General features: G+C 61.9%; 15 protein-coding genes and 3 pseudogenes. 9 read left to right on the top strand and 9 right to left on the bottom strand.

Going from position 1 to position 17,938, the window contains the following annotated elements:
• Window positions 1-147: 147 nt before the first annotated feature.
• The 3 genes from AL755_RS04100 to AL755_RS04090 all read left to right on the top strand — a co-directional run bounded on the left by AL755_RS04100 (window position 148) and on the right by AL755_RS04090 (window position 4,281).
• Window positions 148-1,614, top strand: coding sequence for an APC family permease (locus tag AL755_RS04100; protein ID WP_237762584.1), 1,467 nt, complete (start codon window positions 148-150; stop codon window positions 1,612-1,614).
• Between the two features lie 6 nt (window positions 1,615-1,620).
• Window positions 1,621-2,550 carry a carbon-nitrogen hydrolase family protein gene (locus tag AL755_RS04095; protein ID WP_054009907.1) on the top strand — a complete coding sequence of 310 codons (930 nt, stop codon included), beginning with the start codon at window positions 1,621-1,623 and terminating at the stop codon, window positions 2,548-2,550.
• A 99-nt stretch (window positions 2,551-2,649) separates the two neighbouring features.
• Window positions 2,650-4,281, top strand: coding sequence for an amidohydrolase (locus tag AL755_RS04090; RefSeq protein WP_054009906.1), 1,632 nt, complete (start codon window positions 2,650-2,652; stop codon window positions 4,279-4,281).
• Window positions 4,282-4,580: 299 nt separating this feature from the next.
• On the opposite strand, the gene AL755_RS04085 is transcribed toward AL755_RS04090, so the two are convergent.
• Window positions 4,581-5,207, bottom strand: a complete 627-nt coding sequence (locus AL755_RS04085) for a TetR-like C-terminal domain-containing protein (RefSeq protein ID WP_054009905.1) — start codon at window positions 5,205-5,207, stop codon at window positions 4,581-4,583.
• Between the two features lie 172 nt (window positions 5,208-5,379).
• On the opposite strand from AL755_RS04085, the gene AL755_RS04080 reads away from it, so the two are divergent.
• From AL755_RS04080 to AL755_RS23425, 6 genes and pseudogenes are all read left to right on the top strand, one after another.
• The gene (locus AL755_RS04080; protein ID WP_054009904.1) at window positions 5,380-6,129 is read left to right on the top strand and encodes an SDR family NAD(P)-dependent oxidoreductase; all 750 of its coding nucleotides are present in this window, start codon (window positions 5,380-5,382) and stop codon (window positions 6,127-6,129) included.
• A 44-nt stretch (window positions 6,130-6,173) separates the two neighbouring features.
• Window positions 6,174-6,911: an SDR family oxidoreductase gene (locus tag AL755_RS04075; RefSeq protein ID WP_054009903.1), complete on the top strand. Its 738-nt coding sequence runs from the start codon at window positions 6,174-6,176 to the stop codon at window positions 6,909-6,911.
• A 785-nt stretch (window positions 6,912-7,696) separates the two neighbouring features.
• Window positions 7,697-9,157 carry an aldehyde dehydrogenase family protein gene (locus AL755_RS04070; protein WP_054009902.1) on the top strand — a complete coding sequence of 487 codons (1,461 nt, stop codon included), beginning with the start codon at window positions 7,697-7,699 and terminating at the stop codon, window positions 9,155-9,157.
• A gap of 114 nt (window positions 9,158-9,271) precedes the next feature.
• Window positions 9,272-10,504, top strand: coding sequence for an MFS transporter (locus AL755_RS04065; RefSeq protein WP_082368892.1), 1,233 nt, complete (start codon window positions 9,272-9,274; stop codon window positions 10,502-10,504).
• A gap of 79 nt (window positions 10,505-10,583) precedes the next feature.
• Window positions 10,584-11,819 carry an MFS transporter gene (locus AL755_RS04060; RefSeq protein ID WP_160318843.1) on the top strand — a complete coding sequence of 412 codons (1,236 nt, stop codon included), beginning with the start codon at window positions 10,584-10,586 and terminating at the stop codon, window positions 11,817-11,819.
• A 259-nt stretch (window positions 11,820-12,078) separates the two neighbouring features.
• A pseudogene (locus AL755_RS23425) lies at window positions 12,079-12,607 on the top strand (ISL3 family transposase); the annotation flags it as partial.
• A 217-nt stretch (window positions 12,608-12,824) separates the two neighbouring features.
• Here AL755_RS23425 and AL755_RS04055 read toward each other — a convergent pair.
• The 8 genes and pseudogenes from AL755_RS04055 to AL755_RS24475 all read right to left on the bottom strand — a co-directional run bounded on the left by AL755_RS04055 (window position 12,825) and on the right by AL755_RS24475 (window position 17,742).
• The gene (locus AL755_RS04055; RefSeq protein WP_237762469.1) at window positions 12,825-14,039 is read right to left on the bottom strand and encodes an MFS transporter; all 1,215 of its coding nucleotides are present in this window, start codon (window positions 14,037-14,039) and stop codon (window positions 12,825-12,827) included.
• 62 nt (window positions 14,040-14,101) lie between these two features.
• Window positions 14,102-14,236 carry a hypothetical protein gene (locus AL755_RS24495; protein WP_445290308.1) on the bottom strand — a complete coding sequence of 45 codons (135 nt, stop codon included), beginning with the start codon at window positions 14,234-14,236 and terminating at the stop codon, window positions 14,102-14,104.
• A 134-nt stretch (window positions 14,237-14,370) separates the two neighbouring features.
• Window positions 14,371-15,081, bottom strand: a pseudogene (locus AL755_RS24490) (ornithine cyclodeaminase family protein); the annotation flags it as partial.
• 179 nt (window positions 15,082-15,260) lie between these two features.
• Complete coding sequence (locus tag AL755_RS04045; protein WP_237762463.1) at window positions 15,261-15,752, bottom strand: GntR family transcriptional regulator; 492 nt, start codon at window positions 15,750-15,752, stop codon at window positions 15,261-15,263.
• A 9-nt stretch (window positions 15,753-15,761) separates the two neighbouring features.
• Window positions 15,762-15,965: pseudogene (locus tag AL755_RS23885) on the bottom strand (GntR family transcriptional regulator); the annotation flags it as partial.
• A gap of 128 nt (window positions 15,966-16,093) precedes the next feature.
• Window positions 16,094-16,573 carry an amino acid ABC transporter ATP-binding protein gene (locus AL755_RS24485; protein ID WP_445290522.1) on the bottom strand — a complete coding sequence of 160 codons (480 nt, stop codon included), beginning with the start codon at window positions 16,571-16,573 and terminating at the stop codon, window positions 16,094-16,096.
• A 13-nt stretch (window positions 16,574-16,586) separates the two neighbouring features.
• Window positions 16,587-17,582, bottom strand: coding sequence for an ABC transporter permease subunit (locus AL755_RS24480; RefSeq protein ID WP_445290489.1), 996 nt, complete (start codon window positions 17,580-17,582; stop codon window positions 16,587-16,589).
• Entirely contained in the window at window positions 17,500-17,742 is a 243-nt protein-coding gene (locus AL755_RS24475; RefSeq protein ID WP_445290521.1) for an ABC transporter permease subunit, read from the bottom strand. The genes AL755_RS24480 and AL755_RS24475 overlap by 83 nt, the downstream gene beginning before the upstream one ends.
• Window positions 17,743-17,938: the final 196 nt, after the last annotated feature.

The following is a 17,938-nucleotide window of genomic DNA, read 5'->3' as shown; positions in this document are numbered from 1 at the left end:
GAATGTGATTCAAATAACATTTTCCATCAGCCGGGAAGGCTCAATATCATGGCGAGACAAGATTCCGAGGAGCTATCAAAGGCGACGCCAAGACCAGGGTCCCAGACGAAGGGCCTGCGCGGGAATTCATTGGGGTTGGCCCGTTCGATGGCCCTGGGCCTGGCTGCGGTGGCGCCTGCCTACAGCCTGGCAGTGACGCTCGGTTTCGTGGTCGTGGCCGTGGGCCAGCACACGCCCGCCGCGTTCGTGCTTGGGTTCATTCCGATTCTGTTGACTGCCTTCGCCTTCCGCGACCTCAATAGCGAGATGCCAGATTGCGGTGGAAACTTTGTCTGGACCTCCCGTGTCTTCGGGCCCACGGCCGGGTGGTTTCTGGGTGGCTGGATCACCCAGATCGCGAGCTTCATCTCCATGGCTGCCTTGGCTCAGGTGGCAACGACCTATTTTCTGCAGTTCCTCGGACTGGGGTCGTTGGCGGACAACGCGCTGATCGTTTCCCTCATCGGCTGCACTCTGATCATCCTCAGCACACTGGTCGCCGTTCGCGGCATCGAGATCGCTGCCTGGTTGCAATACGTTCTGATCGCTCTCCAACTCGTAGCGATCGGCGGCTTCTGTGTGGGTGCCTTCGTGCACGCGGCCAATGGGTCAGCCCTCGCCGGCGCCGAAACTCCCACCCTGGACTGGCTGAATCCCTTCAATTTCGGCGACCTCAGCGGCCTGACTCAAGGCGTGCTGTTGTGCCTGTTCATCTACTGGGGATGGGATGCGCTGATCTCTGTGAACGAGGAAACGACCGACAGCTCCCGCACACCTGGCCGCGCCGTTGTCCTCTCCACGATCATCTTGTTGGCCTGTTACGGAACCACCTCATTCGCCGCTCTCGCCTACGCCGGATCGGGCAGCAACGGTATCGGGGCACCGAACATCGTTGGCGACGTTTTCTCGGCTCTGGGCCCCGGCGCAACCGGGCCGATCTTCGGGAAGATCATCGTACTGGCCGTCGGCCTCTCAGCTTTGGCCGCCATGATGACTGTCACTGTCAGCACGCCCCGCATGTGGCTGAGCATGAGCGTGTTCAAGGCGCTCCCGGCACGCTTGAGCCGAATCCACCCAGTATGGAAGACCCCCTATGTCGCCACCCTCTGGTGTGGAGGTTTGAGCATCGTCGTCTTGATTGGGCTGACCCTCATCGCCCCAAACTTTATTGGCGACGCGATCCTCTCTGTCGGGCTCCTGATCGCCGCCTATTACGGGGCGACAGCGGTAGCGTGCGTGATCTACTTCCGCAAGCAGTTCCGCTCGCCCAAGGCTCTGCTCGTCAAGGGCATCCTGCCCGGAGCCGGCGCACTGCTGATGGCCGCTGCGTTCGTCATCAGCGCCATTGACATGTTCAGCCCGTCCTACGTCAATTCCTCCTGGCTCGGCATCGGAACGGTCTTCTGGATCGGCGTCGGCGCCCTTGTCCTGGGCATCGTCGTCGTCCTGGTGATTCGGCCGGCGCTGCCAGGCTTCTTCCGGCAGAACAGCCTTCCCCAAGGCGATGTGAACAGCCCGCCGCTGCAGCTGAGGGTCACCGAGAACCTCGAAATCAAACAAGTTGAAAGCGAATAGACCACCATGCGCACTCTCACCCTTGCCATCCTGCAAACGGCCCCCGTGCCGCAGGACCTCGAAGCAACCTGGCAGAAATTTGAGCAGCAGGCAACGAATGCACGCTCACTTTTCCCCCACGTTAACCTGATCGTCGCACCCGAGCTGCTTCTCACTGCCCCGGACCGGCTACTGGCCTCTGACCCCGATTACGAGGCCCGCTCGGCCGCACCGATCCCGAGTCCTCTAACGGAGAGGATCGGCGCTCTGGCGCGGGAACTGGACGTCTGGCTGGTGCCCGGGTCCCTTAACGAGATCGGCGAGGACGGGTTGGTCTACAACACGGCAATCGCTGTCAGCCCGGAGGGTGACATTGTTGCCCGCTACCGCAAACTCTTCCCGTGGGCGCCCTATGAGACCTCGCAACCGGGCTCGGAATTCGTCGCCTTTGACATAGAAGGGATCGGCCGTGTGGGACTGGCCATTTGCTATGACGGCAGCTTTCCCGAAGTTGCCAGGCAACTGGCCTGGTTGGGTGCCGAGGTCATGATCCAACCCACCCTCACCTCGACACGGGACCGCGAGATGGAAATAGTCATGTCTCGGGCGAACGCGTTCGCCAACCAGATTTTCGTGGTCAACGTCAACGCCTCCGACCCGGTAGGCGTCGGCAACAGCGTGATCGCCGACCCGGACGGGACGATCATGCAAATCGCCGGTAGCGGCGAGGAAGTCCTCATCGGCGTCCTGGATCTGGACCGGGTAACGCAGGCGCGGGAGCTGGGAACACTGGGCCTGAACCGTCCTTGGGAACTGCTGGCCAGTCATGCAGGTGCGATCCAGTTCCCGATGTTCGGCGGCGCGCGAATCCACCCTCCACACTGGACCCCCGACGGCGCGGATTCCAGTTCCAGCCCGAACGAGTCGACTATCGAACCACTCCGTGCCAGTGGATAGGTGGCACGAAACTCGCCGCTCGCACGCTTGTCGCCACCCCTGAACTCATCCGGGCCCGGAGGGCCGGCACAGATTCACAGCCACGACTAAGGAACACCCATGTCCAACATGTTTGCCGACACCATTATCGTCAACGCTTCGGTTCATACCCTCGACCCGGCGCGGCCTGGCTGTGACACGATCGTCATGGCGGGAGGTCGGGTTGTTGCCACCGGCGATGCGGCACTGCTCAAGGAACACAGGGGATCGGACACGTCCATCGTCGACGCCCAAGGGCACACCGTGACCCCTGGCCTGATCGACGCGCACATCCACCCCATCGAGGGGGTCGAGGCAACTATCGGAGTCGACTTCGGTGGTGTGAAGACGCTCGAGGGTTTCCTGGCCGCACTGCGCGCTGAGGCCGATCGGGTGCTGGCCCACGAACCGTCCGGCTGGGTGCGGGGATGGAACGTGGACTACGGCGTCTTTGAGGGGCGCCCCATCACCGCGGAGCTGATTGAGGGCGCCGTCCGCGGGCTTCCGACGTTCCTGCAGCTTTTCGACTTGCACACCGTTCTGGCAAGCCGGGCAGCACTGAAGGCAGCAGACATCACCGGGCCCAGGAGATTCCCAGATTCCTCGGAGATCGTCGTCACCGACGAAGGCCTGCCCACCGGTGAGCTTCGTGAGGCGAGTGCATATGCCCTGGTCGCTGCCGCCGCGCCGGCCCTGACCCGCGCACAGGCAATCGGGCGCGCCCGCGAAATCATGATGAACCTCGCCAAGAGCGGCATCACGGCCGGATCGATCATGGACGGGGACATCGCCTCACTGGACTTTCTCGATGAAATCGACAGCACCGACGCCGGGCTTCCAGTACGGCTGGTTGCTGCCCTGGGGCACAAGCCCGGGATGGATGCCCAGGCGGTCCGCGACTACCTCGCGGCCAAGCACCGTTCCGGTCGTCGCTGGCGCGGTGGACTTATCAAGATGTTCCTCGATGGAGTGATCGACACCGGCACCGGATGGATGTACGAGGCCGATACCTCCGGCGAGGGCCTGTACTCGTTCTGGCCAGACCCAAGCGAGTTCCCGACCACAGTCAAGCACTACAGCGACGAGGGCTTCCAAATCGCCACTCATGCGATCGGAGACAGGGCCATCGGAGTGGCTATCGACGCCTACATTGCCGCGGGAGTGGCCTCGACCCGCAGCGCACCGCACCGGATCGAGCACCTCGAGTGCCTCGCCGACCAAGACCTCCCCAGGCTGGCCGGTGCTGGCATCACGGCGTCCATGCAGCCACTGCACATGCAATGGCGCAATGCCGACGGTTCCGACTCCTGGTCCAGTCGGCTGGGACCGGACCGGGCCAGCCTCGCCTGGCGGGTGAAGGACATACTAACTTCGGGCGCACCGCTTGCGCTGGGCTCCGACTGGCCCGTCGCCCAATACGACGTGCGGATCGGTATGGCGTGGGCCCGGCTGCGGCGCACGCCCGGACAGCCCGATGCGCATGTCTTCGAACCGGCGCAGCGGCTATCGCCGACCGAAACGCTAAAAGGATTCACCCTGTGGGCGGCCAGGGCTCAGGGGGACAATGATGCCGGAAGCATCCGGCCGGGCTACCGCGCCGACCTGACGATGTGGGCCGATGACCCACTCAAGGTCTCCGGCGATCAGCTCATCGATGTGCCAATCACATCGACATGGGTCGACGGCGCAGTGGTATTCGCCGGCGAGGAGTAGCCACGAATTCCAACCCCGTTGCGACAGGGAACCCACCAAGGGCCTCGGTGACCTGTGTGGCCTAGACACAGCACCCTTTCCCTGAAGGCTCCCATGTGCCTGACCGACCGCCCGGGATTAGGCTGCGCGACGACGTCGGCGAGGTCTCGTTCACCCACCCGCCATGCCTTCAGTGGTCCTTGGGACTCCCGATGAGATACGACAAGAAGCACCCACAGCAACCGCGGCGACGGCCTGGATCCGCCTGAACTCTTTAGTGGACGCGCCGCCCGAGCGATTCCCCCGTCAGCTCCAGCTGCCTAAGTGGAGAGCGGATTGGCGCGCAGGCCTCGGACTCCGTGATCGATGATCGATCGCACCGAATCGTCGTCGATCTTTGCGTGCCCGACAAGCAACCTAAAGACCAGCGGGCCAAAGAACAGGTCGATCGCCTCGTCGAGATCGATGTCCGCCCGGAAATACCCGGACTCGATGCACCGCTCAACAAGCGAGGCGAACCCCCGGCGGCGCTCATCGAGGAAGAAAGTCCGAAAATACGCCGCAGTGGTCGAATCATTGGCACACGCACCGACGAGCTCAGCGAAGACCGACCCCAGGGGACCCCGATAGAAGCGGCCGATGTCGGCGAGATAGGCACTCAGGTCCGCGGGCGGATCACCCGCATCCGGGATGACCAGGTACTTCCCCATCAGCATCCCGAAGGCTTCCGCAGCGATCGCTTGGCGGGAGGGCCAATGCCGGTAGAGAGTCACCTTGCTGACCCCGGAGGCCGCCGCGACAGCATCAACCGTCGCAGCCTTCAATCCCCCGGCCTTCAGGAGAACCGCCGCCGCCTGCAGCGCCTTTTGATGAACCGCTTCGCTCCGCGCTCCACGCGGTGGTGTCGCCACTTCGGCCTCGACGTCAGCAGGGGTCTGATGCCCCATGAACCCTCCTAGATCTCACGGAAACCCCTTCAGGTCTCCGAATCAACTTATCGCTGATTCCATGGCCTGACCTACCGGGAGGGTCACAGAAACTGTAATATGTACGATACGTACTGTACACTAGAGTTCTAAATGGGTTCACAATAATCCCGCAGAAGCTAAGGAGAAGGCCATGATCGATCTATCCGGGAAGACCATCCTCGTCACCGGAGGCACCAAGGGCATTGGCCAGGCGATCGCACTGAAGGCAGCAGCACACGGGGCCGATGTCCTGATCGCGTATGTTTCGGATCGCGAGGCCTCAGACAGGACCCTGTCCGAGCTCCGGAACACCGGACGCAATGCAGCGGCATTCCAAGCGGACCTTTCCAGCGAGGAAGGGGTGATGGCGCTATTTGAGGAGATCCGCAATCATGCCTCGTCGATCGATGCGCTGGTCAACTCCGCCGGCGTCTTCGCCACCGCTCCCCTCGAAAAAGTCTCATCCGCATCGTTCTCCCGTCACTTCTCGGTCAACGTCTTCGGGCTAACATACGCCATCAGGGAAGCCCTCCCCTTATTCCCGAAGTCCGGTGCGAGCATCGTCAACATCGGCTCCAGCGTCTCGTCGTTCACCCCGGCGGGATCCGTCGAGTACAACGCCAGCAAAGGCGCGGTCGACGCCATCACCCGTACACTCGCCAACGAACTGGGCCCTCGCGGGGTGCGAGTCAATTCAATCAATCCCGGACTCACCGAGACCCCCGGGATGCGCCAAAGCGAGTTCTCCTCGGAATCCTTCAAGAGCGAGATCAAGGAGCGTACTCCGCTTCGACGGATTGGAGTCCCCGACGACATCTCCGGAGCCGCCTGCTTCCTGATCTCCGAGGACTCCTCATGGCTCACCGGGGAGACCCTCATCGTCGGCGGCGGCCTTCACTAGCCACCCACCATCAGCTTTCATCTCACTACACAAAGGAACCTAAGTTGAAGATCTCAAAGAACACCATTTTCATTGCCGGCGGAACGTCCGGAATTGGCCTCGAGGTCGCCCTCCGTCTCACCGACGAGGGGAACAAGGTCATCGTCGGCGGACGCCGCCTCGAGCGCCTGGAGGAGATCAGGAACAGCCACCCCACCATCGGAACCGTTGGGATCAACGTCGACGACAAGGACTCGATCCGCCATGCGTACGAGGAAGTGACTGCGTCGCACCCGGATCTCAACGTGCTCATCACGATGTCCGGCATCATGGAACCGGAGAACCTGAAGACTCCGGACTTCCTCCAGGTTGCGGAGCGGACCGTGACGACGAACATCCTCGGGACGATCAGGCTGGTTGCGCAGTTCATCCCCTTCTTGAGCACAAAAGACTCCGCGGCCATCCTCACGATCTCTTCCGCGTTGGCGTTTGTACCCCTTCCAATTACTCCCACCTACAACGCTTCCAAGGCCGCAATCCACATGTTCACCGAGAGCATGCGGGTTCAGCTCGCGGACACTTCCATCCAGTGCATCGAGATCGCTCCGCCGGGAGTGCGTACTACCATGATGGGCCAGGAGAACTCGGAATCTGCGATGCCGATCGACGCCTTCGTCGCCGAAGTGATCTCCCTGCTCAAGGCAAACCCGGAGGCGAAGGAGATCGTCGTCGAGGCGGCCGCTCCCCTTCGCAACGCCGAAATCAACGGAAACTACGACGAGATCCTGACGATGCTCAGCTGATCTCTTCGATACCGGAAGATGCCTGCGCCGCACCCTTGAATTCCAGTGGAGTTCAAGGGTGCGGCGCAGGCATCTTCGTTGGCGCTCGAGGCGATTTCATTGAACCCAAAGGCAACCAGCTGAACCTCAATGAATGGTCGTCACTCATGGGCCCAAGCCTGTCATCCTCACGATTCCCTGGCTCCCGGAAATTCTGGTACCGAAGACCGTCTTCAACCACACAAGAAGGGCAATGTTCAAGGAGGCCTCGCATGGATGCTGTGGTCTGGATCAGCAAAGCTCCCAACGCACACACCGACAACAAGTCCTCAGACGGCTCACGTCGATCGTGTTCAAGATACTCCAAAGGGCCACCTCACCGGTGGCATGGACCACCCGAAACTCAACTGGAACCCAGACCCTCAGCGAACCCGCCACCTGGCTCACTCCGGAGACATCCGAGACGGCAACCACTTTCACAGCCCTCAGTCTCCCTACCCTCAGCAGTTCCACCGTCGACGACATTGCGGCTCGGTTCCGGCGATGTAGAGCAGACGCATTCAAGGACGGCCTCGTGATGATCCCCCTCGGACACGCCACGACTCCCCAGGTCCAGAGACCAGTCCGTGACGCCGCAGCGTCGAGACTAACCCATCCCCGGAACCATCTCCCTCAACATGGTCGAACGATCCACCTTACGCCCCCCACCCCGCAGCGAACGGCGCACGTGGGGGAAGCCTGACAATTTGCAATATGTACGATACGTATCGTACAGTAGTAATATTGATTTCAAACAGGAGGTTGTCATGGTGGATCGTGATGTCCGTGAATACGGGGCGTTTATCGATGGTTCATTCCGTTCGTTGGGGGCGGAATGGTTCGAGGCGCGAGAGGCCGCTTCGGGGGTGTTGTTGGGCCGGGTGATGCGTTCGGGCCAGAAGGAAGTCGATGAGGCGGTCGAGGCTGCGGATCGGGCATTTCCGGCCTGGGCTGCGTTGCCTGCGGAGCGGCGTGCGGAACTGCTTATGAAGTTTGCCGCGGTCATCGAGGAGCATTCGGAGGAGTTGGCGAGGTTGGAGGCCCTGGACACGGGGCGGCATATCCGCGAAATGCGTGAGGACTACGTAGCAACCGTGGTTCAACTACGCTACTTCGCGTCAGTGGTCCTGGCACACGAAGGTTTCGGGCGCCAGCTCGCGTCCGGATATCTCGTGGCCAAGCGCGTGCCGCTGGGTGTGTGCGGTCAGATCATCCCGTGGAACGACCCCGCGGTGATGACGGCCTTCAAGATCGCACCGGCGCTGGCTGTTGGCAACACGGTGGTCTTGAAGCCGGACCGCAACGCCTGCGTTTCGGTGATGGAACTGGCGCGCCTGGCCGCCGATATCTTCCCGCCAGGGGTTCTGAACGTGGTTCCCGGCTTCGGCGAGGAAGTAGGTTCAGCTCTACTTGCACACCCGAAGGTCAGGAAGCTGGCGTTCACCGGTAGCACCGAAGTCGGCAGGATCGTCGCCGGGGCCGGATCTTCCCGACTCGTCTCCTCGATCCTGGAGCTCGGAGGCAAGAGTCCGAACATCGTCTTCCCCGACATCGATGACCTCGACGCCGTCGTGGCGAACGCGTCCTTCGGAGTTCTCATGTGCAACGGCCAGTCCTGTCTTGCCGGGACCCGTCTCTTCCTCCACGAGGACATCTACGACGAGTTCATGCAAAAACTCGTGGTTCGCTTCAATTCCCTCCGGATTGGCCCGCCTCTTGACGAGGAGACCGATCTCAGCGGGATGATCCATCAACAGCACGCCGACAAGGTCATGTCGATGATCGCCTCCGGAATCGCTGAAGGTGCCCGCCTGGTCACCGGCGGTCATCGTACCTACGTCCCCGGATACGAAAACGGGAATTTCATCGAGCCCACGATCCTCGAGGTCGAGAACTCGATGGACGTCGCACAGCAGGAGATCTTCGGCCCAGTCCTGTGCGTCATCAAATGGAACGACTACGAGACCATGATTGCCGAAGCCAACGACACCCCTTACGGTCTGGCCTCCGGGATCTACACGTCGAATCTGAAGAACGCCATGGACACTGCAGATCGTCTCGAAACCGGAAGCGTCTGGATTAACCAATACTTTAACCTCTCCGGCGGCGTCCCCTTCGGTGGCTTCAAAGATAGCGGGATCGGAAGAGAGTTCTGCTTTGAAACTCTCAACGAATACACCCAGCTGAAGTCCATCACCATCGCCACCACGACACCGCCCGCCAACTGAACCGAGCCCGTGCACGAGGACGACCAGAAAGAACCACGAGGGGTGTCCGCCCGGCCGAGGAACACCCGACCCGCAACCACCCCTCGTGCTGACCACAGAAAAAGATAGTAAACCATGAGTACAGAACCAGAACTCCTCCAAGCAACAACACCAAAGCCATCAGCCCAGACCGAGAGTAAGGATTCGTTGCCTTGGTTGGCCCTCCTGGCCCTGGCAATGACGGGCTTCGTGGTCATGATGACCGAGACCTTGCCGGCCGGACTCCTCCCTTCGATCGCCGAAGACTTCTCCGTATCGCAGGGCGCCGCCGGCCAGCTGGTCTCCTTCTACGCCATCGGTCCGGTCATCGCCACAATCCCTGCGATGATCTTCACAAGACGGCTGCCCCGACGCCCGCTGCTCCTGGTGACCCTGCTCGTCTTCCTCATGGCCAACACCTTGACCGGGCTGGCCTGGAATTACGAGATCTCCCTGGTGGCGCGCCTGATCGCCGGCGTCTGCTCGGGCGTCGTTTGGGGAATGATCGCCGGGTACGCCCGCCGCATCGTCCCCCACGCCTTGAGCGGCCGCGCCCTCGCAGTAGCTCTGATAGGAACTCCCGTAGCGCTATCATTCGGCACACCGCTAGCGACCTTCCTAGGCTCGATCGTCGGCTGGCGCTGGACCTTCGGGGCGATGTCCGCCCTCACCTTGCTTCTTCTTGGATGGATCATGGCATCCCTGCCGAACGTGCCGGGAGCCAGCGCCGAATCGGGAGTTCCGGTGCGACGCGTGCTGAAGATTCCCGGGATCGTCTCGATCCTGGCGGTCACTGTCGGTTGGATGCTCGCCCATAACCTCCTCTACACCTACATCGCTCCGTTTATCGAGTCAACGGGAACCGGTCTTCGGACCGACGTGGTCCTCCTGATCTTCGGGGTATCCGCGATCGGTGGAATCTGGGTCACCGGTATCCTCGTCGATCGAGGGCTGAGGCTGCTCGTGCTCGGGAGCCTGGCGCTCTTCGCCGTGAGCATGGTGCTCCTCGCCGTGAGTTCTGCAAGCTCCGCAGCGATCATCGCCGCGATCATCGTGTGGGGACTCACCTTCGGCGGAGCGCCAACGCTACTCCAGACCGCTAACGGGGACGCCGCAGGCGCCAACGGGGATATCGCCCAGGCAGTCCTTGTTACGGGCTGGAACCTGGCAATCTTCATTGCGGGAACCGTGGGCGGGCTTCTCCTCGAAGGCCTCGGAACGGCCTCACTCCCGCCCGCAGCACTCCTGCTGATTGTCTTGTCGACAATCGTGGCGATCGCCTCGAGAACCCATGCCTTCAAACCGGGCACCAGGCACCCAGCGGCCTAAAAAGCAGGTCACGGTACCCGGCCCGCCAAGTGCCGTGACCTGCCAGCAAGCCAATCCCGACTATTCCAAGCGGTGTCCCATGAAACAGCACAGCACGACCATCTCGCCGATCGATACGCCCTACACTCCAAACAAGGGAACGCTGTGGCTATCGCCCGTGTTGGCGGCGATAATATTCACCGCTCTCGTTCTCCGCCCGCCGCTGACGGCAATCGGGGCCCTCACCCCCGTGATCCTGAGCGACGGCGGGCTCTCCGCCACAGAGCTAGGATTTCTAGGGTCCGTTCCACTTGTGGTCTTCGCGACGTTCTCCATGCTCGTCCCCCGCCTCGCACAACGAATCCGGATGTCATCCCTGCTGGCAGCAGGGATGGCGATAGCATTCCTCGGGAGCCTACTTCGGCTACTGCCAGGTTCCGCCCTGCTATTTCTCGGCACCGGGCTCCTTGCTGCCGGTCTATGTATCGGAAATGTCGTCCTCCCTTTGGCGGCACGACGCTTTTTCCCCCGAAGGATCGGAATCATCACCGGCCTGTACACCGCGCTAATGTCCGCCGGTGGAGGAATCGGCGTCGTCCTAGCTCTCCCCCTCTCCGACGGACTCGGACTGGGGTGGCGCGCCACCCTGGCCTTGATGGGGGCCCTCACGAGCATTGCAGGCATCCTCTGGATCCAAACCAGCCTGCGGGAGTCACGGACATGCTCACAGCAAAAAGGAACCCGCACAACGCCGGAAACATCAGCGTCCGAAGGAACGAGCCGGGGCGTCATCCTCGCCGTCGGAACCTTCTTCGGCGCCCAGGCATCGTTCTTCTACCTCGTCGCCTCGTGGCTGCTGCCACTGCTCCTAGGGAAATCCGTCCCACTGCCGCAAGCCACCATCGGTGTCGGTGCCTTCAGCTTCGCAGGAATCCTGACCTGCTTCATCACACCTCCCCTGGCTCTACGCCTCCTGGGTTTGACCAAGACAGTCCTAGTGCTCTCCGCGTTCCAGCTCGTCGGAGCGACCATGCTCCTCCTCGGAACCGGGAACACTGCGTTCATGGGCGCCGTCCTCCTGGCCACTGGAGTCACAGGGGCCTTCTCGCTCAGTTTCGTTCTCTTCAGCGTCAAGGCCGGCTCACATGAAGCCACCATGACCCTATCTGGCAAGGCTCAGGCAACTGGATACATGATCGCTGCTGTCTTCCCCTTCGCTATCGGCGCACTGCATTCCGTCACTGACTCGTGGGTTCCGGCCGAAGCAGCCATGCTGGGCCTGGCCCTCCTGACGCTGGGCAGCGGCATCGCATCCACCCGAGGAAAAGTCCGCTGACCAAACGTAGCCGCGACCGTTACAGAGTGGCAGCGATCGCTGCCACTCACAATCGGGCTGCAGCCACCTAATAGACGTCATCGCTCACATGTGCTGCGGCCTAGGTGTATTACCCAGGGACGTTAGGGACATGCGGCGTGGCTGAGTGACAAAGAGAAGACCTCTTGATGAATTCACCCTCGAATGTATGCACCACACCTCACTACAAAGGTGGTGGTGCACGACCGGTTGAATCCGCCAACGGCTTGCGGGACGGTCTCGCCTGGCCGGGGACGCACTGGATGTGTGCCGGTGCAGGGTTCAACAGACAACGTCCGGGCATCGCGGACGTGCCGGCGACCCGCTCTACAAAGCCAGACGAACCCTTCATCCCGGCGGAGGTTTGCTTACCGAGAAAGAACAAAAGCGACTGAAAAACCTTTCAGCTCTGGGTACGTATGGTGAAGTGGCAGCCACCTGGGGCATCTACCAACGCATGATCATCGCCGACCGCGAACTAGACCGAGCCCAAGGAAAGAATACAGATGTAGGCCGAAATTGGCCCCCTCAGCACCGGAGCCCGGCCCACGGAACTCAAAACGTTGGGGCGGACACTCAAACGCCGGGCAACGGACGTTCTCGCCTACTTCGACCAACCCGGTACCTCCAGCGGCCCAACCGAGACAATTGACGGGAGGCTAGAGCACCACCGAGGCTCAGCCCTGGGCCTCCGGAACCTCACCAACTACGTCGCCAGATCATTACTGGATTCCGGCGGATTCAGACAGAAATTACACCGTGGATTCTGAAGAGCCAGAATAGTCCCATCAACGTGGCGAAGTATTCACCCCACAAAACGGCTCACTTTTCAACCAGCACTGACATTTGCCCGACTGAATTGCGGAGAACTGAAGAGCACCTCTGGGTTGAATCGATGGACCTCTACACAAGTTCTATCTCGCCCAGTGGTCTTGTTCATGTCACTCAGCCGCGCCGCATGTTGCTAATGTCCCTTGGCTAGTACATCTAGCGACTTCCGATGTAGGCCGGCAGAATCCGAGAGTCCGGCTCGTCGGATTCCATGGACACCAAGGCCCCGCTCACGGCAAAGTACCCGGCACTCGCGAGGAGCAAGGCTACCCCGGCCAACGCGAAGAACGTGGCCTCCCAGCCGCCCGTAGCTTCGTGCAGCAGCCCGGCCCCCAGTGGGCCCAGGGAGGCCAGGGCGAAGCCGAGCCCCTGGCTCATCGCAGATAGTCTGCCCGCTGTCTGCGGCCCCGCCGAGCGGATGACAACAAGCGCCATAGCCAGGCCGAAGCCGGCACTCTGCACAACCCCCAGGATGCCCACCATGGGCAGCTGCAGCTCTGCTGGGGCCAGGAGGACGCCCAAGAGGGCGAGGGCCACCAGCATGCCCAGCCCGGGCGCCATGATCCGCAAGACGGCCGGCCGGCCAGCCAGCACGGGGGCCAGCAGGCTTGCGGGCAAGCCAGCCAGACTAAACCAGGCCAGCAGCGCTGCTGCACCGCCCGGCCCCAGGCCTTTCGAGACGAGGAAAACGGCAAGCCACGACGTGATGGCGAAGTAGAGCAGCGCCTGAAGCCCGAAGAACGTGGTCACAGCCCACGCCGTTCGCTGCCTCCGGAGCGGCACCGCGCCCGCCCCTGCAGGGTGGACCCCCGCCGCCGGTACGGGTCCGGCCGCGTCCGGTCGTCCGCCACCGGCGCGGTGGATCAGCCCGGCACCCAGCAGGGCCGGCACTGCCCAGATGGCCAGCGCCCAGGCGAGGCTTCCACCCATCAGGTCCTGCAGGGGCTGCACCAGTCCAGCACCCAAGGCGGCGCCCAGCCCGAACCCCATGGTGCACAGCCCTATCCACCAACCGGTCCCCCGGTTGGCCTTGACGATCTGCGGCACCAGCACGCTGGCAGTCATGATTGCCGCACCGGCCAGGAAGGTTCCTGGGAGCAGCAGGACAGGCACCAGGCTACGGACGATAAGCGCAGCGGCGAGCACCAGCAGTGCCACGGCCACCGCCCGGCCGGCGCCAAGCCGGCGAGCGAGCCAGGGCCCGCACGGCGCCGAGATTCCAAAAGCTAGCACGGGCAGGGCACCCAGCACGGACAGCACGTTGGGATCCATTCCGAAGCTGGTGTGGAGCTGCCCCATGACGCCTGCGACGGTGGTGATTGCCGGGCGCAGGTTGATCGAAACGAGCGCTAAGGCAAGTAGGACCCACACCGTAGTTGATCGTTTGCTGGGGGCGGGCAGACCTCTGCGACCTCGGTGCCTGTCACGCACGGTTAGTCTCCTCGCTGTGCCATGTTGATGTGGGGTCTGTAGTTGTGGCGGACGGCGGTATCGAACAGCACGTGGCCGATGGCCAAGTCGAGCAGGCCGAGGCCCACGGAATTAGACAGCGTGATGTCCTTGTCGATGCTGCGCCCCGCCGGCTGGCCGGCGACGACCGCTCCGAGTTCTCCGCGGACGTCTCTGATCGAGACTGCGGCTTCGTCATATCACCGGGTTTTTCCACGGCTGTTTCCATGCTGTCTACGAACACTTGGGAACTGCCCATACCAGCGGAGTCGATTTCGCGGTGGATTGGACGGGGACGGGCTCCGACGGCGTTGATGTGGAGCCCTGGTCGGAACCACTTGCCGCGGCCTAAAGGCTCCACAGATGGGGTCAGAGCGCAGAGCACATCGGCCGACTTCACTACCTCCTGGATAGTCGACGCCGAACTGGCGTTGACGGAGTTGTGAGCGGTTTTTGCACTGAAAGACTCCACGGCGGCGCTATGGAACCACAGGACCACGGTGTCAATGGAACGCACCTGGAGCATTACCTTCACGTGAGCGATGGCCAAGGCGCCGGCCCCAAGGAGGCCGTGAGTGGAGCTTGCTGGGCGGGCCAAATATTTGCTGGCGACGGCGCTTGCCGCAGCAGTGCGCATGCGTGTGGGCACCCTGCCGTCGAGCAGGGCCAGGGTCTCACCCGTGTATTGGTCGGCGTGTAGAATGCTCGAACGCTCAGTCGGCAGTCTTGCCGTCACGTGCGTGGGAAGGACCAATAGGAGCTTTACGGCCGTCAGGGTCCGGGCATCTGCCAGCCCGGACATCACGAGGTAGCGGGTATCGGAGGACGGCAAATGGAGGGAGGTGCGCCCTGGCTGGTGGGTGGTACCCCTCGCAATGTCACCGAGGCGCTGTTCGACGGCCGCGATGGTCGACCACAAATCCACCAATGTTTCAAGTATGGAAGCAGTGAGAGTGGGCGTCATGGGCACCTCTTGTAGTTGGTGGGATCGGCGGTCAAACAACGCCGGTGGTCCGTTGGCACGTCAAATCGCGGGATATCGTTGCGCGCGTACCGGGGAAGGGCGCCGTTGGTCGCCATCCGCGCGGGGTATCGGGTTAGGTAGAGGAGCAGACGTGGCTCATTTAGGGTGGAAACCTCCGCCTAGTTGCCCTCCCACCGGGTTTCCCGGGGTTCGGTCGAACGCCGGGCCGGCAGCTTCCCTTCGAGTTGGGATATGGCTGGCCTCCTGCTGTGTTCAATGTGCGCCGTGGCCAGTGCTGAGGCGAGCTCGGCTTGCCCCTCACAAATGGCTTCACAAAGCTGCCTGTGCTCCAGGCAAAGTTGTCCGGAATCCTGATGTACGGCGTTCCCAAAGAGCCACCGCATTCGATTGGCCACCGGACGGATCATCGACACCAGAAGCTCATTGCCGGTCAGCTTGAATATCTCGTCGTGAATGGCCACATTCGCTTGAGCCTTGCCGTGCTCGTCATCGCTGGATGCGAGGGCCTCCGCCAGTGCCAGTGCCTCTAGAAGACTGTCTGTACATGCACCGGAGACGACCTGCCTGGCAGCGAGGCTTGCCGCTGATACTTCAATGCTTAGGCGAATGTCAAAGATTTCGTTGACGTCCTGGATCGTGAGTTGCTTCACGACGGCTCCGTGACGGGGTCCGGTGGTGGTGAATCCGTTCGTTTCGAGTTGAAAGAGAGCCTCCCTCACGGGAACCCGTGAAACCTTCAGCTCGGCGGACAGTTCCCTTTCCCGGAGCCAGGTCCCCGGAGCCAGCTCTCCGCTGATGATCCGGTCCCGGATCTTGGTATAGGCCGAAATGGTCAGGGACCGGGCAGCAGGGGCAGCTGGCACCGGCTGGGTTCCCGGGATCTCTAGCCGACTTTGTGGGGTAACGGCGGTGGGCGGTGTTTCCAAGGTGGACACTCTTGAAGGCTCCTCTTTGCTGGTCTGACGGGACGGGCTGGGCCGGAGTCCTCAGACTATCGGCTGATGTATAGGCACCGGGCGAGGCGGTAGTCCGCCCTACCGTTGCAGTCCGGAGCGCCTCCTGACGAGTCAGGCCCCTCGGTTCTCATGTATGGACCGGCGTACGCCATCCATGAACGCTCATTTGACATGGCGGAGGAAGTTCGCGGTCCGCTCGTGTTGCGGGCTGTCAGCACGGTTGCTGCGGGGCCGTGTTCAATAACCCGCCCCTCATCCATGAACACGACCCGGTCGGCAACCTCACGGGCGAACCCGATCTCATGGGTGACGACAATCATGGTCATGCCTTCTTCGGCGACGTGCTTCATGACGGTGAGAACATCGCCAACGAGTTCCGGGTCAAGAGCACTGGTGGGCTCGTCGAAGAGCATCAGCTTTGGTTTCATGGCCAGGGACCGGGCAATGGCCACGCGTTGTTGTTGCCCGCCGGAGAGCTGCGCGGGGTACGCCTTGGCCTTCTCCGCCAGTCCCACCTTGGACAATGAATCACGTCCCTGGGTGATGGCCTCGGCCTTGGACAGCCCGAGGACGCGGCGGGGCCCGTAAGTGACGTTTCTCCAGCACGGTCATATGCGTGAAGAGATTGAAATGCTGGAAGACCATCCCGATCTGGCGTCGCATCCGGGCGGCCTCCCGTTCGGTGTGTTCGAATAATTCGCCCTTATGGTGGCTGTAGCCCACACGCTCGCCACCGACCTCCACCGTGCCGGAGTCGATGCGCTCAAGGTGATTGATGCAGCGAAGGAGCGTGCTCTTTCCTGAACCCGAGGGGCCCAGGACACAGACGATTTCGCCCGGCTGGACCGTCATGTCGACGCCGCGCAGGATGTGGTTTCCGCCGAGCCATTGTGGACGTCGTGAGCAACCATCAGGGGTTGCTTCGTTGCGGAAGGCGTCATGGCCGGACCGCCTTTCGAGGGGAAGGGGAGAATTTCTGCAACAGGACGTTTCTTTTTTGAGCAGCTGCCGAACGGACCGTCCTGACGCGGCACCGTCGGGGTTGAACCGGCGCTCGAGGAAGTACTGGCCCACACTGGCGACACTGACGAGGATGAGGTACCAGGCGGTGGCCACAATGAGCAGCGGCACTATCTTGAAATTCTGGCCATAAATGAGCTGGGTTTGAGTGAGCAAATCGCTTCCCCCGATGGCCGAAACCAAGGAGCTGGCCTTGAGTAACCCAATGAATTGGTTGCCCGTCGGTGGAATAATGACGCGAATGGTCTGTGGGATGACGATGCGTCGCAGTGTCTGCCCGCGGGTGAGTCCGATGCTGAGACCGGCGTCGGTTTGCCCCTTGTTGACGGAGAGTATGCCACCACGGATGATTTCGGCCATATACCCCGACTCGGCCAGCGACAGTGCAAATAGACCTGCCGTGAACCCCGAGATCAGCTGATTAGTGGTCCGTTCCCAGAATGGTGGGGTAAAGAACGGCCAGATTGAACCAAATGAGTATCTGGACCAGAAGTGGGACTCCACGAAAGAACCACACGTAGATCTGACCCACTGCCGCTGTGAACCGGTTCCTGCTCTGGCACATCAGTGCAATACCGAACGCCAGCACTACGGAAATCACCATCGAAAAGACGGATAGCTCGAGTGTGACGACGACTCCGCTGAGTATTGCCGGGTGGAACATGAACTGTCCGACGCTTGCCCAGTCCAGGTTCTGGTTTCCCGCCTGGGACCAAACAAAGGCTCCGGCAACGGCCAGGATCAGGACCCCTGAAGCCCATTGCCCATATGGCTTCCGGCGTCTGGCCTTGATGCCGGGGACTGGGCTGCCCAAAGCCGGGCCGGGGAAATAAATTCCGGGGTCTCTCCTGCAATTCCCG

The organism is Arthrobacter sp. ERGS1:01 (assembly GCF_001281315.1).
GTDB lineage: Bacteria > Actinomycetota > Actinomycetes > Actinomycetales > Micrococcaceae > Specibacter.
This window is presented reverse-complemented; position numbering and strand designations above follow the sequence as displayed.